The organism is Shewanella sp. SW24 (genome assembly GCF_025653395.1).
GTDB lineage: Bacteria > Pseudomonadota > Gammaproteobacteria > Enterobacterales > Shewanellaceae > Shewanella > Shewanella oncorhynchi.
In genome coordinates, this window is the sequence record NZ_JAKKSH010000006.1 from 27782 (window position 1) to 52692 (window position 24911).

The following is a 24911-nucleotide window of genomic DNA, read 5'->3' on the forward strand; positions in this document are numbered from 1 at the left end:
GTGAGCGGCAAAACGAGAAGTGGAAGCATGCAATATGTGTGATAAAGGAAAATGCTGAGTGTTACATCATCCAAAATAGCGGTACAGGATCTGAGCTACCACTGCGAACTCTAACATGCTTCAATTATGTTTATGAGGCTAATTATGTCGATAAACTTTCAATTAAAAATTTTAAATAATCTTATTTATTTTTCATCGTTAGAACAGTCTAAAAAATATATTCATTTAAATAATTATAACGCCCATCAGTGTGACGCTTTACTTCTAATAATCTGCATACATAAGTGTGAATCTTTCGCATTTTCACAAAATTTAACATATAAGCATTTTGCCTAATAGCGTATCTCTTGGATGGGTGGTAAATTAAATTAATTCATGAGGTAAGTTGTTTTTCTTGTGGCATGGTTTAAGCGAGTGAGTGCACGAATTTAAGGCTGTGCACTATAAATCCTAAATTGGAGTAAATAAAAATTATAAAAAATATAACATCTAAGCGGATCGTATTGATATCTTCTTCAGCTGATCATCTTCATATAGAGCTTGAAACACCACAGTTACTTGCTGAAAAATTAAATGCAATTGTTTCAAATGCTTGGCCTTGTGGCGAATATGATTGTGATGCAATGGCGTTTTTCCTTGCTTGCTATGAAAATGGCGGTGAAGCAGCCCAAGGTTGGTATGGCTGGTATGCAGTTGATATTAATCCTGTTTCAGGAGAGAGAACACTAGTTGGCTCTGGTGGTTATTTTGGACCTCCAGATAGTCATGGGATGGTTGAAATAGGTTATTCAGTGCTACCTGAGTGGCAGCGTCGTGGCTATGCTACAGAAATCGTTAATACACTCGTTTCCCATGCTTACTCTTTTGAAAAAACAAAGAACATTATTGCTCATACTTCAGCGGAAAATGAAGCATCAAAAAGGGTTTTGATTTCCAATGGTTTTAGTGAGACTGGCGTTAATGAAGGTCATCTACGTTTTGAACATGTTAGATAGTTAATTTTTTGCCATACATCGGATCATTTATGTTACTTGTGTAGCAGCGAAAACGATTATTAATTTTTATCTGGATCGATTTACGCTAATAAGACACTTCAATATCTCGTTATTCGCCCGCCATCTCAGACGTCTAATGTTGGGGTGGATAAAAGCTTTTTATATAAAGCAATGTTGATTGATAGGCTATTGCTTAAAGTAAGCTTATTCATTTAGACAATAAAAAAGCGCCCTAGGGCGCTTTTAGCCGTTAAACCTAGCGAGGTGACATTACTTAAGTGATTTATCCTTACTTCCCCACACTAGAGCCAATTTGATGGTTGTTAATTACTTAGCGGGCGTTTTTTGCGCTTCAACTAAGGTGGAGTAACCGCCACCATTATAGGTTTGAGTGTATCCAGCAGCGACTAAGTCTTCGGTTGCGATACTGCTACGTCGACCACTGCGGCAATACAAGATAACAGGGGCATCTTTGGCGATGCCGCGCTTAGCAAACTCCTCTGCCACTTGCTCAAAGGGAATATTTACCGCATTGGCTAGATGACCTTCGGCAAATTCTTCGGGCGTTCTGACATCGAGCACCATAGCACCTGCAGCAATTTTATCTAATGCGATTACAGGGTCTTGGTCGGCGGCGCTGGCTATCATGGGCATTAGCAGCAGTGGCATGAGTACTAGTGCTTGCAAGCTTAATTGGGCTAAGCGCATTAGACTTTGGCCACGGGTTTCGAGGTTGTGGGTCACTTTATCTCTCCTTGACGGCTTTTCGGCACGCTTGTATTAGCCAAGCGTGTACTTGCTCACCTAACTCTTAACTCTTATCTTAACTCTTAAGTAGTGACTGTATGTGGCTTAGCTTTGTTTAGCAATTTCAGCCTCTGATTTTACACCCAATTTGCGTAAAACCATGGCGGCAGGACAAAAACCGGTAAAAGCACTTTGGAATAGGTTAGCGCCAACAAATGCGGTTAACCACAGAAAGTTGTGGTGCACATAGGCGGTTAACACCAGTGACAGTAACACCATCAATCCAGCAAAAGCCATAATACTGCGTTCTAATGACATACCTTACTCCTTGAAGCCATCTTGGTGATGGCCTTTGTTGTGGTTAGTTTTGTGTTTGTGTTTGTGTTTGTATCTGAACAGTATTCATACGGTTTTTCATGGCCGTGTAGTACAGCACAGGGATGACAACTAAGGTCAGTATGGTCGAGATAAAAATACCAAAGATCAGACTGATCGCTAAGCCATTGAAAATCGGATCATCAAGAATAAACAATGCCCCTATCATGGCTGCAAATGCAGTCAGCATGATAGGTTTAGCTCGCACGGCGCCAGAGTGGATCACTGCCCGCTCAAAGGGCACACCGGATGCGGTTTCTTGATTAATAAAATCGACCAATAATATCGAGTTACGCACAATAATCCCCGCCAGCGCTATCATGCCTATCATGGACGTCGCGGTGAATTGCGCTCCGAGCAGGGCATGCCCAGGCATTACGCCAATCACAGTCAGTGGAATTGGCGCCATGATGATAAGCGGCACCAGATACGATCTAAACTGCGCGACCACCAATAAATAAATCGCAATCATACCGACTGCATAGGCGATACCCATGTCTCTAAAGGTTTCGTAGGTGATTTTCCATTCGCCATCCCAGAGCACGGCGACTGAGTCTAACCCTGTGGGTTGGTGAATATAATGCTGATCAAAACCTAAGCCATCGGCGCCATCGATTTTGCCCGCCATATCGAACATGCCGTAGAGCGGGCTGTCCAGTGGTCCCGACATATCGGCGACGACCATGATCATAGGGATCATATTCTTATGGATAATTGGTGCATCGATTTTGCCGCGTTTGATGGTCACCAGCTCAGAGACAGGCACAGATTGCCCCGTTTGGCTCAGTAACTTCATATTCAGCACTTGCTCTAAATCGACTTTCGCGCCTTCGTTTAATTGCAGGCGGATCGGTATCGGTTGTTTTTGCTGGGCTTGATGTAAATAGCTCACATCTTTGCCGCCAACTGAGGTGGCAATCAAGTCGACAATATTGCTGTAGGGCACGGCCATCAGGCTGGCTTTACTGCGGTCGATCATCACTTGCCATTTTTGCTGGGCGGCGGGCAAGAAAATATCGATATCGACCACATCTTTGGTTTCATGGAACAGCGCCTGCATCTCATATGCGGCTTGCTCGCGAATAGCGGGACTTGGGCCATACACTTCTGCAACTAGCGGCGACCACACTGGCGGCCCTGGTGGCACTTCAACCACTTTGATATTGGCTTGATATTGCTCGCCAATTTGCTGCAGTTCGTCTCGCACCGATATCGCTATGCTGTGGCTGTCGCGCTTGCGGTGTTTCTTATCCACTAGGTTCACTTGGATGTCGCCAAGCTCTTGGCTGTGACGCAGGAAATAGTGGCGCACTAAGCCGTTAAAGTTCATTGGCGCGTTAGTGCCCGCATACAATTGCAGATGCTCGACCTCAGGGACGGTTGTTAGGTAGCGACTCAAATCCTGCAATACTCTTTGTGTTTGCTCTACGGGAGTGCCTTCTGGCATATCCACCATCACTTGAAACTCGGACTTATTATCGAAGGGCAGCATTTTAAGCACCACGAGCTGACCGACAGGGAGCGCGACGGCGATGCCGATTAACACAAATACGCCGGCAGCCAGTCCCACTCTTGCCTTACGGGCATTTTTACCCAGCAGGAAAGGACCAATTAAGTGAGTAAAGAGGCGCACCATCTTAGTTTCAGCTTCATCCTCGTGCGAGGCTTGGGCAGTATCGTGTTGGTCATTATGTTTCAGCAGTTTACGACTGAGCCAAGGAGTGACCACAAATGCCACAACGAGGGAAATTAACATGCCCATACTGGCGTTGATGGGGATCGGGCTCATGTAAGGCCCCATTAAGCCCGATACAAAAGCCATCGGCAGCAAGGCTGCGATAACAGTAAATGTCGCCAGAATCGTTGGGCCACCGACTTCATCGACCGCCACAGGGATAAGCTCACTAAAAGACTTTTTGCCGAGTGCCATATGCCGGTGGATGTTTTCTACTACGACTATGGCATCGTCGACCAAGATGCCGATGGAGAAAATCAAGGCGAACAAGGACACGCGGTTTAAGGTAAATCCCCACGCCCAAGAGGCGAAAAGGGTGATCGCTAGCGTGATAATAATGGCCACGCCCACGACTAAGGATTCGCGTGCGCCCATGGTTAAAAAGACCAGCACGACTACGGCGCTGGTGGCAAAAATCAGTTTTAAAATAAGGGTATTAGATTTATCCGCCGCGGTTTCGCCATAGTTACGTGACACTGTGACTTCGACATTTGCCGGGATCAACACATTGTCGACTTTAGCAATCCGCTCAATCACACTGTCGGCGATATCGACGGCATTTTGGCCTGCTTGTTTACCAATTGCGATTGTAACGGCGGGATAAATGTCGGTTTTATCTGCGTGCCAAACGCTCTGTTTAGGGATATCACTTTTTAAGCTGATTTCGGCAATATCCGCCAAATAAATCGGAATATTCTTGCCTTGTTTATCTTGATAGACACTGACGACTAATTGCTTGAGATCGTCGATGGATTGTAAAAACTGCCCAGCCTGAACTTTAATCTCTTGATTGCCTTGCACTAAGGATGCAGGCATAGAGACCATATTATTGTCATTCAGGCTTTGTCTTAACTTATCGTAGGTCAGATTAAAGCTGTTCATCTTGGCGGGATCGATACGTATGTTGGCCACCATATCGTGCTGGCCAACGGTATCTATTTCGCGAGTGCCGGGAATACGCTTAATTTCGGTTTCTAATCCAAGGGCGACATGGGTTAGCTGCTCAGCCGACACTTGCCTGTCCTTAGACCACAAGGTCAAACTGACAATGGGCACATCATCGATGCCGCGGGGTTTAATTAGCGGATCGCCCACGCCAGCGCCCCTTGGCAATTTATCCATATTGGAATAAATCTGGTTGTATAGGCTGACGATGGCATCATTGCGCCCGACGCCGACCTTAAAGATGACGATGATCAGCGCGCCATCGGGTTGGGAGAACGAGTACAGAGTATCTATGCCTTTGATTTCGGAGATCACTTGTTCCGCTGGCAGAGTGACTAAGTTTTCAACTTCCGTGGGTGTCGCGCCGGGAAAAGGGATAAACACATCGGCAAAGGTGACATCAATTTGTGGCTCTTCTTCTTTTGGCGTGACCAAAATAGCGAATAAGCCAAGTAAGAGCCCAAGAAGTGCTAATAGTGGCGTGATGGCGCTATTTTGAAAGGCAGCGGCAATTCGTCCGGAAATCCCAAGTGTGGTTTGTGGTACTGGAGCATGTTTCATAAAACAACCTCGACAAAGCTTAAGTCGCTAGGGAATTTATTGCTTCTTGCTGAGCAACACTTGGTAGGCATCAACGGCCACCTTGTCACCTGACTTAAGGCCCGCAAGCACTTCTACCTCGCCATCTAAGGGCTCAGTGACACGGACTTGGGTCAGCACAAAGGCTTCGCCTTGTTTAAGGTAAACACTGCTCAGTTCGTTCATTGTGAGTAGTGCAGAGGCGGGCAGTTGGATTTTTTCCCGATCGCCATTTTTAAAGGAAGCTTTTGCCCAAGTACCAGGTTGAAGATTGGCTTCATTTTCTGGCAGATTAATTCGCACTTGATAACTGTGGCTGACGGGATCGGCGAAACTGAAAATCGTGAGGTCGGTTGAGGTGAACTCGCGCCCATCACTTAAACGGACGAGAAATTCGGGGGAATTTTTAAGTTGGTTAATGTAACGCTGTGGCACTTGGGTAATGGCGCGCATTTGACTCGCGGAAAACCCTGAAAGTAGTGCTTGTCCTGGGCTTACGGTTTCGCCAAGTTCGACAAAACGCTCAGTGACTATGCCACTAAAAGGCGCTGAAACGACAGTGTATTTTAAGGATTCGTTGGCTTTGATGACACGGGCTTGTGCTGCACTGACGGCTTGTTCTGTTGCTTTAGCATTGGCGGTGGCTTCATCCATCGCGCCCTTAGAAATCGCGCCTTGGGGAAATAGCTCTTTATAACGTTTGTATTGTGCCTGAGCTTCGACATTTAAAGCCTTCGCTTTGGCTAGATCAGCCTCAAAGCTTGCCAGTTCAGCGCCTTGCTCTTTACTGGTAATTTCCAGTAGGGCGGCTCCTTCGGGGACGACATCGTTAACATCGTAGTTGAGTTTGACAATTCGACCAGAGGTTTGCGCCGATACCGTCGCCGCTTTTACTGCTTCAATAGTGGCGTCTAAGGTGACCCAATTCGGATAGGGTTTATTTAAGACTTCGATGGTTTCGACTGAGGCAGCCTGAGCTTGAGTACTGGAAAGTGCCAGCAGTAAGAAAAAAGCACGAGAAATTGATGTCATAACTTATATCACCCCAGATGTAATTTATGAGAAAATTCTAATGGAGTTGTTTTCAATAGGCAATCAATATTTATTAGAAAAATTTAATGTAGTGTTTTTACCTAATTTAGGAATAAGGAATAAGGCCTATAGCGCCTTATTCCTCGTGCTTCAGAGTTTCAAATTAAACCTAAAGTTTAGTCATTTAAATAATAGGTTAGTGTGGAAACGATGCGAATTTGTTTAATGTAAGGCGTGCTGCTGTCGCGGTCTGAAATAGTGAACTGGCCTTGACTCGCACTTTTAATTTTTCCGAGGCGAGAATCCGAATCCTTAGCAAATTTTTCAGCCACTTCGCGGGCATTTTGAGTCGCTTCTTGCACCATGATAGGTTTGACTGAGTTGAGATCGGTAAACAGAAACTCAGTGCGATTATCATAATCTTGGCTGGCGATCGCTATACCTTCTTTTACTAAGTTAATCATTTGCTTACGGGTGTTCAGCATGAGATCAATTTGTGGGGTATAAACCGATAGGTTCACTTTTGCCGAGTAACGGTATCTGACGTTGGGATCGACATAACCTTGGGCTTGGCGATCTTCAATTGAAGGCAAAGAGACAGTAATTTCGCTGTCGCTAAAGCCTTGTTCCTTTAAAAACGCCACAACACGATCGGTTTTTTGCTGAACCGTCTCGTAGAGTTTAGGCAGATTGTTATCGACCTCAGTGAAATTGATTGGCCAAATTGCCACATTGGCTTTAACTTCTTTTTCCGCTAAGCCCTTTACCGTGACAGTGCGTTCCATGGCTTTCATTTGCAATAGTGCTGAGCTTGCTGTCTGGCCTACATAAACAAGTCCAGCGCAAAGGAAACCACCTAACAGTAGGGCAGGAAGGATGTTACTTTTTTCCATAAAAAGAATCTCTTGATTAGATGAACTCAGTCTACGATACCGAATAAACCTCAGTCATGCACTGGGTTTATTCGGAATAGATGCCGCTTAAGGCAGGGGGGATTATGTTGAGAGATGAGTTTTGAAATATCTGTTTAAAGCATTTATTTTTCAGGAGGAATCGCGCTTGGCTGCCATAATTCGACTTTATTGCCATCAGGGTCAATAAACCAGCCAAAGCGGCCAAATTCTGAATCTTCAATACCACCAATCGGTTGACCGCCACCTTGCTCTACTTGTACGAGGGCTTGCTCTAGATCGTCAACGACAAAGTTGAACATAAACCCTTTATCTGAGGGGGCGAAATAGTCCGTGCTATGGGCGAAAGGAGTCCAAACATGGTAGCCAAGAGTTGATTTATCTGTGTGATAAAACGCGGCGCCGCCCCAGTTTTCAATGGGGACTTGAAGATGGGTTTTGTACCAAGTTGCCAAGGCAACGGGATCGACACTTTTAAAGAAAATTCCACCGAGTCCAATGACTTTAGCCATAGCCGTAGCTGCGTTTACAGGAGTATGAATTAACTTTAGGCAATAAATGCTTAAGATACAAAAAAGCCGCAAAAAATGCGGCTTTTGGTGTTAGGAATTTATCTTAGAACTGGTAGCTGTATTGAACTGAGTAGTACATACCACTTGATTCAGTAATAGCATTAACAGGGCCTGCGATTGCGCTGTTTTCGATCAGGTGAACTTCTTCACCTTTAATATAAGCGATACCAAAGTCAACAGTGTTTTGTGGGTTGATGTGGTAGCTCATACCCGCTGTGTACCAGTTACGGTCAGAGTCTGGGAATGAAATAGAGCTGATTTCGTCCACAACGCCTTGGTCATGCATATAACCTGCACGTACAGTAAATTGCTCATTGATAGTATAAGTACCACCTAGGCTGAATAACCATGAATCTTTCCATTGGTATTCTTTCAGAGCAACGTCGCCAGCTTGCAGTTGAGTACCTGCACCCGCTTGACCTGGAATAATAGTGGCTACGCCATCTTTAGCCGTGATTTGTTCAAAGTTGCTCCACTGGGTGTACTGCGCAGTGTAGTGCACTGCAAACTTAGGTGTGAGCTGATGGAAACCAGCAACTTGGAAAATATCCGCAAGGGGTACGTCTAAGCTGTCAAAGCTTGTCGCTAGTGCTGTTTTTGGACCTAAACCAACGGCAGATAGATCTTTAGTGCTGATCGTGTTGATATCACCTTTAACATTCACTGTTGGGCTGAAGCGGTAACTGATACCGAAACGGTTATCTTTATCTAATTCAATCGTGGCACCAAGGATACCACCGAAGGCCCAGCCATCAGCGTCGACGTCAACTAAAGGCGTAGTACCCATGTTACGGGTTAAACGACCTTCACCGTAAATGGCATCAATACCAGCACCGATACTGAACATGTCATTAATACGGTATGAAAGGCTGGTGTTAAAGTTAACCGTTGTTACTTCTGTTTCGCCAAGCAGATCATAAGGTGCTGGTGAGCCTGCTGGCAAACTCTTTGAAAGTGAGCTGGCATCGGTACCGGTACCAAAGTTAGAGAAAGCGGCAAAACCTACGGCGAACTTATCGTCGATGGGGTGGATGTAGAAAATATTAGGGATAATTTTAGAGCTACCCGCGTCATCGATGCTGCCTAAGTCAACGGCACCACCGGCAAAGTTAACATCTTTAACATCAACAGTAATATCGGCATAAGTTAAGCCGAAGGAGATCGCATCTTTATCGAATAATGCCATAGCAGCAGGGTTACGTGATAACACAGAAGCGTTATCGGCAATAACCGCATCACCCGCAAATGCACGGCCCATACCAGTTGCTGATTGGCTGTTTAGTTGAAAACCTGAAGCTAAGGTTTGTGTGCTTGCTAATGCGACAGAAACGGCAATGAGTGTCTTGTTGAATGTTTTCATTATTATTCTCTCTATTTTTTATAAGTATTGGATTTTTATTCGGTCCTAGTCCGCCGAAAGTATTTAAATCCATTTATTAGTCTCCGGCATCTTATGGATTCAATGTACCCTCAACAAGTCCGACCAGAAGTGAAAAATGTTAATTTTCAGTTAATTGAAAGTCTTTAAAACAAGAGTGATACTTTAGTATGCTTGAATGGTCTGGCCAGATGCTTGATATGAAGGGCTTTGGGTGCTGCTATGGGTTTCAATTGAAGTTAACGGTTTGTAATGGTGTGTAGGGTATTTAAAAGGATACAAAATGTAAAAAGCGCACACTTGTGCGCTTTTTAACATATGGAAGCATATCTAGATTAGAGTGCAGACTTAAATTGTTCGAACTCTATTGTTACTTTTTCACTTGGAGCAGAGAATTTACTGACTAAAATACCCGCAATAGTCGCGAATATAAACCCAGGAAGGATTTCATATACTTCAAAAATGCCACCAGTGAGTTGCTTCCAAATCACCACGGTTAATGCACCGACAATAATAGTGGCGATAGCGCCATTACGGCTATATTGCTTCCAAAACAGGGATAACAAGACTACGGGACCAAAGGCCGCACCAAAGCCTGCCCAAGCATAACTCACTAGGCTAAGTACGCTACTTTCAGGATTGAGTGCTATCACACCTGCAATCACAGCGATAGCGAGCACGCCTAAACGACCTACCATCATTAGCTCGCGATCATCGGCCTTTGGGCGCAACCATTTACGGTAGAAATCTTCGGTGATGACACTTGAGCAGACTAAGAGTTGTGAGTCGATAGTACTCATGATTGCCGATAAAATAGCGGCGATTAATAGCCCACCAATCCATGGGTTAAACGCCGCTTGAGCTAAATGGATAAATACCGTTTCAGAATTGGCTAATGGCTCTTTGGCGAAATAGAGCGAGCCTGCGATACCTGTGGCTAACGCGCCAATGAGAGATAACACCATCCAGCTCATGGCTATACGGCGTGACAAGGGCAGGGCATCGGCACTGCCTATCGCCATAAAACGCGACAAAATATGTGGCTGACCAAAATAACCTAGGCCCCATGCGAGCAAAGATAACATGCCGATGGCAGTGGTTTTGTCATTGACCAATGCCAACATTGCGGGATCAATCGTTTCAATACCTGCATGGCTTTCGGGGTGAGCGAAAACGGCGAAAGGGACAATCAATAGGGCGATGAGCATTAAACTGCCTTGGAAAAAGTCAGTCCAACACACGGCAAAGAAACCGCCAATAAAGGTGTAACCGACTATGATGGCCGAGCCAATCACTAGGGCTGCGGTGTAATCAAGCCCAAAGACTTTCTCAAACAAAATCGCGCCACCGACCATGCCTGAGGAGGCATAGAAAGTAAAAAACACCAGAATAGTGATTGCGGAAACGAGCTTGAGATAGCCTTGGGTATCGTGGAAACGTTTCTCGAAAAAATCCGGTAAAGTGAGGGCGTTATCGGCGAGTTGGGTATAAATGCGCAGTCGTTTGGCAACAAATAACCAGTTTAGCCAAGCACCAATAATTAATCCTACGCCAATCCAGGCTGCACCTAAGCCGCTTAAGTAAACTGCGCCGGGTAATCCCAGTAACAGCCAACCTGACATGTCAGATGCACCCACGCTGAGTGCGGTCACTGCGGGGCCCATTTTGCGGCCACCTAAAATATAATCATCAACAGTATCGGTAGCACGGTAAGCCCAAAAACCTATGCCCATCATCAATACTAAGTAACCAACAAATGTGATTAAAATCGGGGTTTCAATCGTCATCTTGCCTTTTCCCATCTTTTTATTATTAAAAGTGGCAAGCATGCTACCAGATGTTTGAACGTGCGCCCATTAGCAGATGTAAGTGTGATTGAAATCTAACCTCAGATAACATGAAAATATCGGAGGTTGATTTTTAAATATCATTTATAACAATGTCTTAAATAAATATATTCTTGATTTCGTCTTTTATATAGCTAAGGTCAGCTTGATCCTCACCTATGAGCAAAATAAATGCATCGGGCGTTTCAAAGCCCATTCCTTGATATTTACCGTCGGCGAAGGTTTTATCCAACACCATACGTTTCTCGAGTGGCACGATAAAAAGCGTCACCTTACTTTGTTCGCCCTGAAGTACTAAGTGCAGGCTTTTTACCCCTTGAAAATCGCAATAAGAGGTGTAATACACTTTGCCCGGTTGTTGGGTAAATTTGGCATTGCCAAAGTCTTTTATCGACGCAAGCTGGGCATTGACTTGACTAAAATTGACATTTTGATCGACATGCAAGGCAATATCTTCATGGTAGACATGGACCAGTGCATGTTCAGCCAAATCAATAGGCCCTAAGCGTAATAGGCTGAAGCTGATGCCTACCACAAACGCGACCGAGGCTGCCATGGCCACTAAAAAAAACGTTTGCCGGCGCTGTTTATGGTGCTGTTGTAACTGCTGCCGCAAAATGAGTTTGTCGGCGAGATCCTCAGCCACATCCACTTTCAATGCATTGCTCAGTTTGGCATCAAGGTTTTTAAGCTCATTGATTAGGGCTTGGTTTTCTGGCTTGGCATTGATCTGCGCCAGAAAGTCAACATCCTGATTATGAGGATCTTCATAAGCTTGACGTCTAAATTTAAGCTCATCCATTGGATTGACCTCTCACATCATTCTTCTCAAGTAATTCTTTCAATTGGCTCCTCGCCCGAAATAAACGCGTCATTACGGTGTTGCGATTGAGCTCCATCAGCTCGGCGATTTCATCGCCGCTAAAGCCACCAATGAGCTGGAGTAAGAGTGGTTCGCGGTATTCGATATCTAGCTTGCCAATTTGTCGACGGATCAGATATTGCTCGGTCTGCTCTTCACTGCTATTGGAGATATTGTCTTCCAATGTATCTTGCTCAACGTCGGAATAATCGAACTGTTTACGCTCGAAACGTCGCGCATTTTCACGCCTAAGAATCGTGATCAGCCAAGCTTTCGCCGCTTTATCATCCTTGAGGGAATCCAAAGAGCGCCACGCCCGCAAGAAGGTTTCTTGGGTAATGTCTTCAGCCACGTGCTTATCGCCGCATAACCAATAGGCGTAGCGGAAAATGTCTGCATGTAGCGCCTTGACTAGGCTGTTGTATCGTCGTTGTTTGCTTAGCATGTCAGAAGAGACCGCGGGCTCGACGGATTTCTTGCGCCAGTTAGCAAACATTTTTTATCTTTGGGCTTTTTGGCGGAATATTTAGCATGGTAGCACTCGCTTCTTTGTTATTAACCCCATCATTTATTTAGGATTCAGTGGGCTTAATGGCGCTGATTTTGGGTTTGAATGTTTATGCTCACAGGCCTTAACCGCGTTAAGTAAAGCGGTACATTCGGCGCTTAAGTGGCTATTTTTATTGTTAGAATTCGCACTGCTCGTATTAGCACTGTCAGTATGGTGGCTCTTATCGGCCTTCGCACTGTAGGCTTTGATTTGCAGTTGCTGTATCGCTGCTGCTAGTTGTGGTGACTGCTCAGCAATCTTATCTAATGTCATAGGCGTTTGCTGTAACTCACTGAAATATCGCTGCAATTGCAACATAATTCGGCTCACATCGCCACTGGCGCAGGCTTGCTCTAATCCTTTCAAGCCGGAGGCAGTCACTGATTGTGCTGAACTGATTGAAGAGTTAATTGCTGTCGGGGCGGTCGATGGTTTTTTTAAAGCGCGGCGCCAAGCGACTAAGGTGATAATCCAAGCGACTAGAGTGACCAGCCATAGCGTAGCAAAAACCGTGGTTAGCCAAGACCAGCCCTTATCGGCCGCTGAGTTGGTTTCCCATGTTGGTTGAGCTGGCGTATCACTGACAGCACCACCTTCAACGATTATGGTACGTGCGGGCAGCGTTGCAGTTTCTTGACGTTTAAGGCGCGGATTCCACCAAGGCACTTTGATTTCGGGCAAGGTAAAGGTGCCCGCTTTGCTGGGAACGATTGCCGAAGTAATACTGTACTGCGAAACAATTTGTGCATCGCGCACAAAGGTCTGCCGCTGGGGTTTTTCTGGGTATGACTTGAGTTCATCGGGCAGAGTTTGCACTATATCAGGCAGACTATTTTCATCGGCATTGGAAGCCAACAGCGTAATAGTGCGGGTGATAGGGCTACCGACGGTAAACTTTTTAATATCCTCAGGGAAGTTTTCTTTTAGCGCTACTAAATCGGCAACCAGCCATTGGCCTTGGAAGCTTGTTGGTGCGGGATTCACTTGAACTGTCAGTGAGGGAGCGCCTGCTTGCATTGGGCGGCTTTCATTAAAGCCAAACATGCCGCCGCGGCGTTGGGATTCTACCAGCACATCGCCAGCAAAGGTTGCACCTTTGATATTCACTTGGCCGGGCAAATCGGGAATGATGCCATAGGTGCGCTCAATCACGCGGTAACGTCGGCCATCGACTATCTCTGAACCATCCCTATCTTCACCGATTTGTTTGATCTGTGCGCCTTCTATCACAGGTGCACTCAATACGCCCCTTTGTAATTCTACCGCCAGATAGAGTTTCACCTTGTAGGTAATGAGCTGCCCAACATAGGCTTCGTCGGTCGAGACTTTGGCGTCAATGAACAGATTGTTCATTTGCGCGGGCTGGCTACCGGTTTCGACCACTTTGAGTGGAATAGGTGATGAGCTGACGCCGTCAATACTAAAGGCTGGAATGGTTAACTGGCCTTGTTGTTTTGGCGCGAGCAGTACTTGCCAGCGGGTTTCTTTGACTGCATCGAAGTTCATGATTTGCGTGCTGCGACTCACGCTAGTACGGCCGACAATAAAATCTTTCAGTAGGGCGGACGTGTCTAGCTTACCGGTATCGACTTCGTCATCGACACTGATGTTGAGCACAAAGTATTCGCCCTCCATCACAGGGTTGCGATCGACCGAGGCCTCAATTTTGCTAAGTGCAAAGGCGGGATGGGCCACTCCGATGGCAAGGAGTAGCAGGATAAAAAATTGTCTCGTCACCACTGTTCGTTATCCTTTGATATTTGGCCATTTTGACGGCGTTTTTGATATTCCAACTGCATCTTGTTGCGCAGTAACACTTGCGGGTCTTCACTCACGCCCCTCAGTGCTCGCTGCATTTCTGCGGGCAGTGGCTCGCTATTGGTTGGCGGTGCCTCGACCGATTCACTCATAGCAGCCTCTTGTTTATCTCGCGTATTTTGCTCTGGAGCTTCTTTGGCGGCAACGCTTTGCTTTTCCTGTTCTGCTGACTTTTGCTCTTCAGCATCGGCTTTAGCCTGCGCTTGCATCTTAGCTTCATTTTCTACAGGTGAATTGTCTACCGGCTCATTTTCCTGCTGAGCTTCATTCTGCTTGTCCTGAGCATTGCCATTTTGCTTATCTTGCTCAGACTGTTGCTCATCCGTTTTTTGCTGTTCAGGGCTTTGATCCGCGTCGGCATCGTCCTGTTGATCCTGAGACTTTTGTCCCGCTTGATCTTGCTTATCTTTCTGAGCGCTATCTTGGTCAGATTGCTGTTTATCCTGCGATTTTTGGTCACCGGATTGTTGGTCGCCAGACTGTTGAACACCTGATTTGGGATCACCGGACTGCTGATCGCCTTGTTGATCTTGGTTCTTATCCTGTTGCTCGTTTTTACCTTGCTGTTGTTGCTGTTCCTGCAATAACTTTTCAGCAAGTTCAAGGTTGGCCTTCGCCGCAGGGAAATCAGCTTGTTTCTCAAGCGCGGCTTGATAGCGCTCCTTGGCCTTATCGGGTTTACCGAGTTGCATCAACGCATTGCCTTGATTGTAGAGGCCTTGGGCTGAGCTATCTTGCTCGAAGGTTTTTAGTGCTTGCGCAAAATCACCGGCTTTGTATTGGGCGCTGCCACGCCATTGGGGCGACTCAAACTGCTTAGCGGCGTTTGCGTAATCTTGGGATTGATAGGCCTGCATCGCTTGTTGATCTGTTGTTTTCCACACATTGTCCCAGGCATTGTCCCACACACTGGCATGGGCTGGCTGAGGCACAGCCGCGAGCAGTAAGCTGCCAGCAAGAGTGACAAATCCAACACTGGCCACGATTCCTTGTCTAAAGCTGAAAAGGGCGGGTAGCAGTAATAATAAGGCGAGGTAAGGACCGAGATCCTGCCAAGTTTCACCATCAAGATCTGTGGCTTTCGCATCGCCAGCATCGCTTAACCATTGCTGTAATTGGGCGAGATCATTACCGTCGGTGCGATTCTGGATCAGAACGCCTTTGTTATTCACGGCCAGTTTTTGTAGCAGAGCGAAATCAGTGCTGGCCACAACGACTTCGTTGCTGCTGTCGCGTTGTAATTGTCCATCGGGTAGACGGATTGGCGCGCCTTGGCTGGTGCCAAAAGCGACGACAGCGAGGCGATATTGGGTGCCACTTAATGCCGAGTTAGCCTCATCAAACTGGGCAGCAGTTATGCCATCTGTCATCAGGATAATATCACCGCGAATATGCCCACCTTGAGCCAGTAGCGTTTTGGCTTGGGTCAAGCCTGCCGCTAAGTTTGAGCCACGAACGGGCATGATCTCAGGACTTAAGGTCGGCAGTAAATTGAGTAATGTGCCGGTATCACGGGTTAATGGGCTGATAGTAAAGGCATCGCCGGCAAAGGCGACTAAACCTGTTTCACCTTCTTTAAGATTACGCAGGAGATCCGTTGCCCTAAATTTGGCTTGGGTTAACCGATTCGGCGCAAGATCGGTGGCGAACATAGATACGGACATGTCCATCACCAGTACGCGGCCTTGCTCGGCGGCAAACACAGGTAAGGATTGTTTATTAACGGCAGGTCCGGCGAGTGCCAAGGTCGCAATCAACCAAGTTAAGGCTAATAAATGCAACGGACGGCGGGATTTCTTATTGCCTTGGGTGACCAATATCTTGGCTAAGTGCGGCGCAATATAACGATTCCAAGCGCTGTGGCTCTCGTGTTGCCGCCATAAACTCAACAAGGCTAAGGCTAGCGGCACTAGGGCGAGTAGCCATTCGGGACGAATAAAATGTAGGCTCATTATTTGATGTTCCCCTGTGAAGTGGTTGCGACAGAGGGTTTAACGCGGCGCGCTGCAAAGAGTGGTAATTGACCTAAGGCAATCCACAGACTCGTCAGTAATGCCAGTGCCAGCGGCCAATAGAACAGATCTGCCTGCGGACGATAGCTTAACTGGTCGCGACTCACAGGTTCGAGTTTATCGATTTCTTGGTAAATCTGGTCTAGCTCTTGGCTGTTACGGGCGCGAAAATAACGGCCGTGGGTGACGTCGGCGATATGCTTAAGTTGGTTTTCATCCAGATCCATCGAAGGATTAACCCGCTCGCGGCCAAAGAGTGTGCGGCGCTCCATTACATCTGCGCCCACACCAACCGTATAAATGGTAACTTTACGATTCGCGGCAATTTGCGCTGCTTGCTCTGGTTCGATATTGCCCGCGTTGTTAGAACCGTCGGTCAATAAAATCAACACTCTATTACTCTCGTCCATTTTATCGAAGCGTTTTACCGCTAGAGCGATAGCTTCACCTATGGCGGTTTGCTTACCGACTAAGCCAATTTGTGCTTCTTTTAAAAATTGCGCCACTGAACGTCTATCTTGGGTCAGCGGCGCCTGTAAATAGGCGTGATCGGCAAAGAGGATCAAGCCGATACGATCACCCTTGCGGCGCTCGATAAAGTCACTGACGACGTGCTGAATTAAAGTGAAACGGTCAACGGTTTTGCCATTCACCACCATGTCTTCAATCTGCATACTGCCAGATAAATCCACCGCCATCATCAAATCGCGGCCTTGGCTTGGCAGTTCGATAGGTTCACCAAGCCATTGCGGACGAGCAATAGCGAGCACTAACAGGCACCACATCAGCCAGTAGCGTTTGCGACTCTGGCGCGTGTTGGCCGCTAAGCTTTGTTTACCTGTTTGGCTTATTCCGGGTAATTGCAGCCGGCCACCATCCACTTGTACTGTGTGTTGGCGCCAAAAAATCAAAGGTAAAGGCAGTAATATCAATAGCCAAGGCCATGCAATTGTTAACATTGTGCCTCCGGTTGTTTGGTGTCAGCTGGCTGGATTGGCGCTTGGCTTTTAGCTTGAGCGTCGCCACTAGCTTGAACGTAGCCCTTAGCTAAAACAAGAGTCGGCTCAGGCGCACTCAGTTTTGCTTTCGATGCCAACCAAGCCTGCGCCAGTTGATGCAAATCATTGGCTTCAGCTAAGGTCAATGGCGAAGCCTGATGGCGTTTGGCCAACAAGGCGCCAATACGTTGGCGTTTTGGCGCGGGTAAATAGCTGTCTAACCAAGCCGCCCAAGCTTCACCATCTAACGAGGCTATTGCTTCTCTGCTGAGGTAACTCATGGCGGTGCGCTTTAATAGGCTGTTGACGTCAGAGGCATAGGAAGTCGCTTGTCTATCGAGCTGATTGAGTAACTGTTTAGCGGCTTTTTTCGGTGCGAAGTCACGGGCGCGTTTTCTTAGCCAGATAACTAAGAGTGTGATGAGGGCAATCACAAGAGCTAAAACCAGCCAATAACCGATTGCCCAAGGCCAAGCGCCGATCGGTTCGGGATGAATAATATCCTGCAGTTGTGCAAGGGCTGGGTTTGGCGCCGTAGAAGGCATAGGTACTGTTGCCTGTGGATTTGCTATTTCTGAATTCACTGTTGCTGGATCCATAGTTAACGCAATAATTCCAATTGATGGGCTAGGGGAGCACCCGCATCTATGAGCTGGGTACGTACGCGCAGTTGCTGCATCATGGCGATAAAGTTGTTTTGTTGACGCAACTGAATGTCGAGCCAAGCCTGATAACTGTGGCGGGTAAGCACTAAGTTCTCATTCCCATCCCGTACCGGCAAATTAAAGTTGTGTGGTAACGGCAGTGTACCTTGACGCAGAGGATCGGTAATAAGATAGGCACCCACATCGCAATGACGCTTAAGCTCGGTGAGAGGCGCGATACATTGGGGACTAAAATGGCTGCCATCTGTCACTATCCAAACTAAGGAGCCGGGTTTGGCGATACGTTGTAATCGCTGACAGGCACGCAGGATATGGTCAGGATCGCGCTGGCCAGTGCCAACATGATTGAGCTGATTTTCGTGCACACGGCGCAGGCCTGAGATCAATTGCAATATGCCCTGACGACGGCTGCGGGGTTTGAGCTCTAAATGCTCAGACTCGCATGCGATCAAGGCGCCGAGCCGATCGCCATGGTTAATCGCATTCCAACCTAAGGTGGTCGCAAGGTGTCCTGCTTGCACCGATTGCAGCAATAAACTCGAACCAAAATAGAGGCTTTGGCTCAAGTCGATTAACAATAAAATAGGGCGCTCACGTTCTTCGACAAATAACTTAGTGTGAGTTGTGCCTGTACGAGCGGTAACGCGCCAATCAATGGTGCGCACATCGTCGCCCTGTTGGTAGTGGCGCACCTCGGCAAACTCCATACCGCGGCCTTTGATTAAGCTGCTGCGATGGCCCGCTAAATTAGCGCGGGCACGGCTATAACGCTCAGGCATAGCACGGGCGATATTTTGGCACGCCAGCAGCTCTTGCTCGGTTAAATGCAAGCCATCGGCAAAAAGCGGCAAGCCATTGACTGAGGCTGAGAGTCGCGCTGTGTCACTCATCTTATTTCACCTTTATCTTCACCGTTAAGGTACTGCAACTTGACTTAAGATGTGGTTGATCACGTGATCGCGGCTGACACCTTCGGCCTGTGCTTGGTAGCTAAGTAGCAATCTGTGTCTTAACACGTTCGGTGCGACGGCTTGAATGTCTTCTGGTGAAACAAAGTCTCGCTCGTGCAGCCAAGCACGGGCGCGGGCGCAGCGTTCTAATGAAATAGTTGCGCGCGGGCTGACGCCGTACTCAAGCCACTTAGCTAAGTCTTCGCTGTAACGTAAAGGCTCACGGGTCGCCATCACGATTTCGACTATGTACTTTTCGAGCGGTTCGGCGAGATAGATTTCCATGGCTTCGTCACGGGCGGCAAACACATCTGCTTGTGCAATCGGCTCAGTGGTTGGCAATTCGTGGGTCAGCGCTTCTTTGCGGGATTGACGCAGAATTTCGATTTCAGTCTCGCCGCTCGGGTAATCAAGGTTTAAGTGCATCAGAAAACGGTCAAGCTGTGCTTCGGGCAGCGGGTAAGTGCCTTCGTTCTCTAATGGATTTTGGGTGGCCATCACTAAAAACAGCGGCGGTAGCTTATAGCTGTGCTTACCAACTGTGACTTGACCTTCGGCCATGGCTTCTAATAAGGCCGATTGTACTTTGGCTGGGGCGCGGTTAATTTCGTCCGCCAGGATTAAATTGTGGAAAATCGGTCCGGCTTCAAATTCGAAGGTGCCAGTTTGCGAGCGATAGATATCTGTGCCAGTTAAGTCGGCGGGCAGCAGATCTGGGGTAAATTGAATGCGGTGAAAATCGCCCTCAACCCCGTCACATAAGGCTTTCACGGCACGGGTCTTTGCCAGTCCCGGAGGTCCTTCAACTAATAAGTGGCCATTGGCAATTAAGGCAATGAGCAGATTTTCGGTCAATACTGGCTGCCCTAAAACAACCTTATTTAGGTAAGTGCGTAATGCGTGGAAGCGACTCAAAGGCATGATGCTACTCGTTTTATTATGTTGAAAATACGTGTGTGGGCTATAGACAACAGCTATGGTAAAGAATTCCCTTAGGGTTTGGCTAGTGTTAAAAAAACAAACAGGTGTTTAAAACTTGCTGACAAGAAGTTAGAATCAGATCACACTTTAATGGTCAGACCTGTTATTGGGCGTTTTTCGCCGTAAAACAATGGGTCAAACACGGAAATAGCTAGCGCCGCCTGAAATCTCTCAGCGATTGCGCACATAAAGAGGGTGACAAATGAGTGATAGACAACAGGTTACGAACGCCAAGGGTGAACGTATCGCCATTGTAGCGGGTTTAAGAACGCCCTTTGCAAAGCAAGCCACGGCATTCCACGGTGTATCGGCGCTCGATATGGGCAAAATGGTGGTCAATGAATTATTGGCGCGCTCTGAACTCGATCCTAAGCTGATTGAGCAATTAGTGTATGGACAAGTCGTGCAAATGCCGGCTGCACCTAACATTGCCCGTGAAATCGTACTCGGTACTGGCATGAATGTGTCGACCGATGCCTATAGTGTCACTCGCGCCTGTGCAACTAGCTTTCAATCTGCCGTAAACGTGGCTGAATCTATCATGACGGGTAATATCGAAATCGGTATTGCGGGCGGCGCCGACTCTTCCTCTGTATTGCCTATCGGTGTATCGAAAAAATTAGCCCATGCGTTAGTCGATCTGAATAAAGCCCGTAGTTTTGGGCAAAAATTACAAATTTTCCGTCGTTTAGGTTTAAAGGATTTATTACCTGTGCCGCCTGCGGTGGCAGAGTACTCAACGGGCTTGTCTATGGGACAAACCGCCGAGCAGATGGCAAAAACCTACAATATTAGCCGTGCCGATCAAGATGCCTTAGCGCACCGCTCACACACCTTAGCGAGTGAAACTTGGGCTTCTGGCCATTTGCGTGACGAAGTTATGGTCGCGCATATACCGCCGTATAAGCAGTTTATCGATCGTGATAACAATATCCGCGAAAACTCAGTATTGGAGTCATATGCTAAGTTGCGCCCTGCATTCGACAAACAACACGGTACTGTGACGGCGGCCAATAGTACGCCACTGACGGATGGTGCCTCAGCGATTATCTTGATGAGTGAAGGTCGAGCCAAAGCCTTAGGTTATCAACCTATTGGTTACATTAAGAGTTACGCCTTTAGCGCCATTGATGTGTGGCAAGATATGCTGATGGGGCCATCCTACGCGACGCCACTGGCGTTAAAACGTGCCGGAATGGAATTAGAAGATCTTACCCTGATTGAAATGCACGAAGCCTTTGCGGCGCAGACATTAGCGAATATGCAGATGTTTGCTTCGAAAAAATTTGCCGAAGAAAAACTCGGCCGCAACCGCGCGATTGGCGAAATCGACATGAGCAAGTTTAACGTGCTCGGTGGCTCGCTCGCTTATGGTCATCCTTTTGCGGCAACGGGAACCCGTTTAATCACCCAAGTGTGTCGTGAGCTTAAGCGCCGTGGTGGTGGAACTGGCTTAACGACGGCCTGTGCGGCCGGTGGTTTGGGTGTGGCTATGATAGTGGAAGTGGAGTAATCGGCATGGAAAAGACCTTTAATTTAACCCGCCGCGACGACGGCATTGCCATTTTGACTATGGATGTTCCTGGCGAAACCATGAACACCCTAAAAGCACAGTTTGGCCCTGAAATCAGTGAGATTCTGGCTGAGATTAAAAGCGATCCTCATATTCGTGGACTCGTGCTGATCTCTGGCAAGAAAGATTCTTTTGTCGCGGGCGCGGATATTTCCATGCTCGATGCCTGTAAAACGGCGGGCGATGCCAAAGCCTTATCCCAGCAAGGGCATGTGGTTTTTAATGAGTTAGAAGCCTTAAAAATTCCTGTGGTTGCGGCAATCCATGGTGCCTGTTTAGGTGGTGGTTTAGAGTTAGCCTTAGCCTGTCATCAAAGGGTATGTAGCGACGATGGCAAGACCATGCTCGGCGTACCGGAAGTTCAACTTGGCTTATTACCTGGCGGCGGTGGGACTCAACGTTTGCCTCGTTTAGTCGGCATTACCACCGCCTTAGACATGATGCTGACCGGTAAACAAATCCGTCCTAAACAAGCCTTGAAAATGGGCTTAGTGAATGATGTTGTACCGCAGACTATTTTGCTGCAAACCGCAGTCGAAATGGCACTTGCGGGTAAACGTGCACCGAAACCTGTTAAAAAGTCACTCGTTAATCAAGTGCTTGAAGGCACGAGCTTTGGCCGTAACATTATTTTCGATCAAGCGACTAAACAAGTCGAAAAGAAAACCCAAGGTAATTATCCAGCACCAGCCAAGATCATTGACTGCGTGCGTCAAGGGATTGCGAAGGGGATGCAAAAAGGGCTAGAAGTCGAAGCGAGTCACTTTGCCGAATTAGTGGTATCAAAAGAATCAGAAGCGCTGCGCAGTATTTTCTTCGCTACCACAGAAATGAAGAAAGAAACCGGCGCTGAGGGTGCTACGCCGCGTAAAGTGAAGAAAGCGGTGATCTTAGGTGGCGGTTTAATGGGCGGCGGTATCGCATCTGTCACAACGACCAAGGCTAAAATCCCTGTTCGCGTCAAAGACATCAGTGAAAAAGGTTTAAGCAATGCATTAGCCTACGCTTATAAGTTGTTGGATAAAGGGGTAAAGCGCCGCCATATGACGCCTGCTGCCCGTGACAACTTAATGGCGCTGATGACTACAACCACTGAGTATAAAGGCGTTAAAGATGCCGACATCGTTGTGGAAGCGGTATTTGAAGACTTAGCGCTTAAGCATCAAATGGTGAAAGACATTGAGCGTGAGTGTGGTGAGCACACGATTTTTGCGTCAAACACCTCATCTTTACCTATTAGCCAAATCGCCGAGGCGGCGACGCGTCCTGAAAATGTGATTGGTCTGCATTATTTCTCGCCAGTGGAAAAAATGCCGCTGGTGGAAGTGATTGCCCATGCTAAAACGTCGCCAGAAACCATTGCGACTACTGTCGCATTTGCCCGTAAGCAAGGTAAAACACCGATAGTGGTGCAGGATGGTGCGGGTTTCTACGTGAACCGTATTCTGGCTCTGTATATGAATGAGGCCGCGCAATTACTACTCGAAGGCCAAAGTGTTGAGCATTTGGATAAAGCTTTAGTGAAATTTGGCTTCCCTGTGGGACCGATTACTTTGCTCGACGAAGTGGGTATCGACGTGGGCGCAAAAATTTCACCGATCCTTGAGAAAGAATTGGGTGAACGTTTTAAAGCGCCAGCCGCATTCGACAAGCTTTTAGGTGACGATCGTAAAGGCCGCAAAAATGGCAAAGGCTTTTATCAATACGGCCAAAAAGACTCTAGCAAGAAAGCGAAAGTCGTCGATGAGAGTGTTTATGGCGTGTTAGGTATTAAGCCTGGCACCAATAAAGATGTAAAAGCGGTTGCTGAGCGTTGTGTCGTACAAATGCTTAATGAAGCGGTGCGTTGTTTAGATGATGGTATTATCGCATCGCCAAGAGATGGCGATATTGGCGCCATTTTCGGTATTGGCTTCCCGCCATTCCTCGGTGGCCCATTCCATTATATTGACTCTTTAGGCGCCGCAAACTTAGTGAAGATCCTTGAAGGTTATCAAAGTCAATTCGGTAACAGATTCGAACCTTGTGAGCGCTTAAAAACCATGGCGCAAGAAAACGCGCACTTTTTCTAAGTTTCAGTGAATCTAGGTCTTAGCCAATCAAAATTGAACAAAAAAGCGGCAGTTTGTTGCCGCTTTTTTATTGCCACAAGGCATATTTTTGCCTAAAAAATGTTCATGTTGGGGATGTGGATCTTGTATAACCCGAGCCCTTTATCGAGAGTTCGGTGTTACGTGTTCTGTACTGAGAGCGTAGCGATGAATGAGTGTTGCTCGTTTATGCATAGTGCGGAGAACTTTTTATCCTGCTGTTAAAACGACGTATTTAACATGTGCATCAATCACCAAGATTACGCGAGTAGCATCCGCATTTTGATGAGGAATTAATTTCTCTACCTTTATGATTTATTTAGTTGTTTTTAAAGAGGTGGTTTGTGGTTTTGCTGGTTATGTTTATCGCATTAATCTCGGCTTGGTACTTCGGCTTAGCTGCATTTACCGCAGGTTTTACTGTTAAGCATTGGGTGCTGCTGGGTTTTGTGCTCGGGCCTCTGGCTTATCCACTCTTTACGACACATAGTCATTTAGCCTTGAGGAAAATCCGTTGTCGTGAGGAAGGGATATTAAATAGCTAATTTATTAATTTGTTAGGTAATTTCCATGACTACATGACTATTAGTTAGTACTTTTATATTCACTTAAAACTAAAGGGAGTCAATGCTCCCTTTATTGTTTCTAAGCTGCGCTAACTTAATTAACTATCACTGTACATGAGTTAGACTCATGGCTACAGAACTTAAATTAGTTCCACCAACCTTTTGCTGAAATCACTTCAAGGTGATTCAAGCCTTCAGGCAACTTAACTTTTTTACGCGCTGGCTTGGATAAACCGAGTGCTTTTTTGATTGAATTTAACATAGTCACTCTCCTTAACCTGATTAATGTTATGCAACTTCAGAGTTAATAAATTTAACGTAAGGATGTCCTGCGACTTCGAGAGGTTTGAACTTCACGTAAGGATGCCCAGCGATTTCAAAAGGTTTGAACTTCACGTAAGGATGCCCAGCGATTTCAAAAGGTTTGAACTTCACGTAAGGATGCCCAGCGATTTCAAAAGGTTTGAACTTCACRTAAGGATGCCCAGCGATTTCAAAAGGTTTAAACTTCACATATGGATGCCCAGTTACTTCTACTGGAGCAAGTTTAACTGCAGGTTCTTCTGAAGTAATTGACTTAGCTGCTGGTTCTAATTTAGTGCTATCTTCAAGTGCATAAGTATTTACTGCAAAACTAATTGAAGATAATAAAGTAACGGCGGCAAGGATTCCTTTCATCATTCTAATTCTCTCTCAGGGTAGTTGATATTGATTTATTATTGACACTGAT

21 protein-coding genes are annotated in these 24911 nt (G+C 46.7%); 4 read left to right on the forward strand and 17 right to left on the reverse strand.

Features of this window, described 5'->3' with window-relative positions; translation table 11 throughout:
• Window positions 1–503 precede the first annotated feature (503 nt).
• The gene (locus tag L5M17_RS06905; protein ID WP_219253877.1) at window positions 504–995 is read left to right on the forward strand and encodes a GNAT family N-acetyltransferase; all 492 of its coding nucleotides are present in this window, start codon (window positions 504–506) and stop codon (window positions 993–995) included.
• A 327-nt stretch (window positions 996–1322) separates the two neighbouring features.
• Here L5M17_RS06905 and L5M17_RS06910 read toward each other — a convergent pair whose 3' ends face one another.
• The 16 genes from L5M17_RS06910 to L5M17_RS06985 all read right to left on the reverse strand — a co-directional run bounded on the left by L5M17_RS06910 (window position 1323) and on the right by L5M17_RS06985 (window position 19892).
• On the reverse strand, window positions 1323–1739 hold the full coding sequence (locus tag L5M17_RS06910; protein WP_263146172.1) for a rhodanese-like domain-containing protein: 417 nt from the start codon (window positions 1737–1739) through the stop codon (window positions 1323–1325).
• A gap of 108 nt (window positions 1740–1847) precedes the next feature.
• Window positions 1848–2060 (reverse strand): DUF2892 domain-containing protein, encoded by a 213-nt coding sequence (locus tag L5M17_RS06915; protein ID WP_105252075.1) that lies wholly within the window; start codon window positions 2058–2060, stop codon window positions 1848–1850.
• Between the two features lie 43 nt (window positions 2061–2103).
• Complete coding sequence (locus L5M17_RS06920; protein WP_263146175.1) at window positions 2104–5358, reverse strand: efflux RND transporter permease subunit; 3255 nt, start codon at window positions 5356–5358, stop codon at window positions 2104–2106.
• A gap of 36 nt (window positions 5359–5394) precedes the next feature.
• On the reverse strand, window positions 5395–6408 hold the full coding sequence (locus tag L5M17_RS06925) for an efflux RND transporter periplasmic adaptor subunit (protein ID WP_212601835.1): 1014 nt from the start codon (window positions 6406–6408) through the stop codon (window positions 5395–5397).
• A 176-nt stretch (window positions 6409–6584) separates the two neighbouring features.
• Window positions 6585–7301: an SIMPL domain-containing protein gene (locus tag L5M17_RS06930; protein WP_028761062.1), complete on the reverse strand. Its 717-nt coding sequence runs from the start codon at window positions 7299–7301 to the stop codon at window positions 6585–6587.
• 143 nt (window positions 7302–7444) lie between these two features.
• Window positions 7445–7831, reverse strand: coding sequence for a VOC family protein (locus L5M17_RS06935; RefSeq protein ID WP_028761061.1), 387 nt, complete (start codon window positions 7829–7831; stop codon window positions 7445–7447).
• Window positions 7832–7934: 103 nt separating this feature from the next.
• Complete coding sequence (locus L5M17_RS06940; RefSeq protein WP_263146179.1) at window positions 7935–9251, reverse strand: OmpP1/FadL family transporter; 1317 nt, start codon at window positions 9249–9251, stop codon at window positions 7935–7937.
• Window positions 9252–9604: 353 nt separating this feature from the next.
• Window positions 9605–11056 (reverse strand): sodium/proline symporter PutP, encoded by a 1452-nt coding sequence (putP, locus tag L5M17_RS06945; RefSeq protein WP_028761059.1) that lies wholly within the window; start codon window positions 11054–11056, stop codon window positions 9605–9607.
• Window positions 11057–11213: 157 nt separating this feature from the next.
• On the reverse strand, window positions 11214–11918 hold the full coding sequence (locus L5M17_RS06950; RefSeq protein ID WP_263146182.1) for a DUF3379 domain-containing protein: 705 nt from the start codon (window positions 11916–11918) through the stop codon (window positions 11214–11216).
• Entirely contained in the window at window positions 11911–12474 is a 564-nt protein-coding gene (locus tag L5M17_RS06955; RefSeq protein ID WP_006085483.1) for a sigma-70 family RNA polymerase sigma factor, read from the reverse strand. The genes L5M17_RS06950 and L5M17_RS06955 overlap by 8 nt, the downstream gene beginning before the upstream one ends.
• 72 nt (window positions 12475–12546) lie before the next feature.
• The gene (locus L5M17_RS06960) at window positions 12547–14268 is read right to left on the reverse strand and encodes a BatD family protein (protein ID WP_263146184.1); all 1722 of its coding nucleotides are present in this window, start codon (window positions 14266–14268) and stop codon (window positions 12547–12549) included.
• The gene (locus tag L5M17_RS06965) at window positions 14262–16298 is read right to left on the reverse strand and encodes a VWA domain-containing protein (RefSeq protein ID WP_263146186.1); all 2037 of its coding nucleotides are present in this window, start codon (window positions 16296–16298) and stop codon (window positions 14262–14264) included. The genes L5M17_RS06960 and L5M17_RS06965 overlap by 7 nt, the downstream gene beginning before the upstream one ends.
• Window positions 16298–17317 (reverse strand): vWA domain-containing protein, encoded by a 1020-nt coding sequence (locus L5M17_RS06970; protein ID WP_131525283.1) that lies wholly within the window; start codon window positions 17315–17317, stop codon window positions 16298–16300. The genes L5M17_RS06965 and L5M17_RS06970 overlap by 1 nt, the downstream gene beginning before the upstream one ends.
• Entirely contained in the window at window positions 17311–17955 is a 645-nt protein-coding gene (locus L5M17_RS06975) for a DUF4381 domain-containing protein (RefSeq protein WP_263146188.1), read from the reverse strand. The genes L5M17_RS06970 and L5M17_RS06975 overlap by 7 nt, the downstream gene beginning before the upstream one ends.
• Before the next feature lie 2 nt (window positions 17956–17957).
• Window positions 17958–18911, reverse strand: coding sequence for a DUF58 domain-containing protein (locus L5M17_RS06980; RefSeq protein ID WP_263146189.1), 954 nt, complete (start codon window positions 18909–18911; stop codon window positions 17958–17960).
• A 24-nt stretch (window positions 18912–18935) separates the two neighbouring features.
• The gene (locus L5M17_RS06985) at window positions 18936–19892 is read right to left on the reverse strand and encodes an AAA family ATPase (protein WP_028761051.1); all 957 of its coding nucleotides are present in this window, start codon (window positions 19890–19892) and stop codon (window positions 18936–18938) included.
• Between the two features lie 262 nt (window positions 19893–20154).
• Between L5M17_RS06985 and fadI the strand changes: the two genes are divergently transcribed.
• From fadI to L5M17_RS07000, 3 genes are all read left to right on the forward strand, one after another.
• Window positions 20155–21465: an acetyl-CoA C-acyltransferase FadI gene (gene fadI, locus L5M17_RS06990; protein ID WP_014610833.1), complete on the forward strand. Its 1311-nt coding sequence runs from the start codon at window positions 20155–20157 to the stop codon at window positions 21463–21465.
• A gap of 5 nt (window positions 21466–21470) precedes the next feature.
• Window positions 21471–23597, forward strand: a complete 2127-nt coding sequence (gene fadJ / locus L5M17_RS06995; RefSeq protein ID WP_263146192.1) for a fatty acid oxidation complex subunit alpha FadJ — start codon at window positions 21471–21473, stop codon at window positions 23595–23597.
• Window positions 23598–23959: 362 nt separating this feature from the next.
• On the forward strand, window positions 23960–24160 hold the full coding sequence (locus tag L5M17_RS07000; protein WP_263146193.1) for a hypothetical protein: 201 nt from the start codon (window positions 23960–23962) through the stop codon (window positions 24158–24160).
• A gap of 309 nt (window positions 24161–24469) precedes the next feature.
• On the opposite strand, the gene L5M17_RS07005 is transcribed toward L5M17_RS07000, so the two are convergent.
• Window positions 24470–24862, reverse strand: coding sequence for a hypothetical protein (locus tag L5M17_RS07005; RefSeq protein ID WP_263146195.1), 393 nt, complete (start codon window positions 24860–24862; stop codon window positions 24470–24472).
• Window positions 24863–24911: the final 49 nt, after the last annotated feature.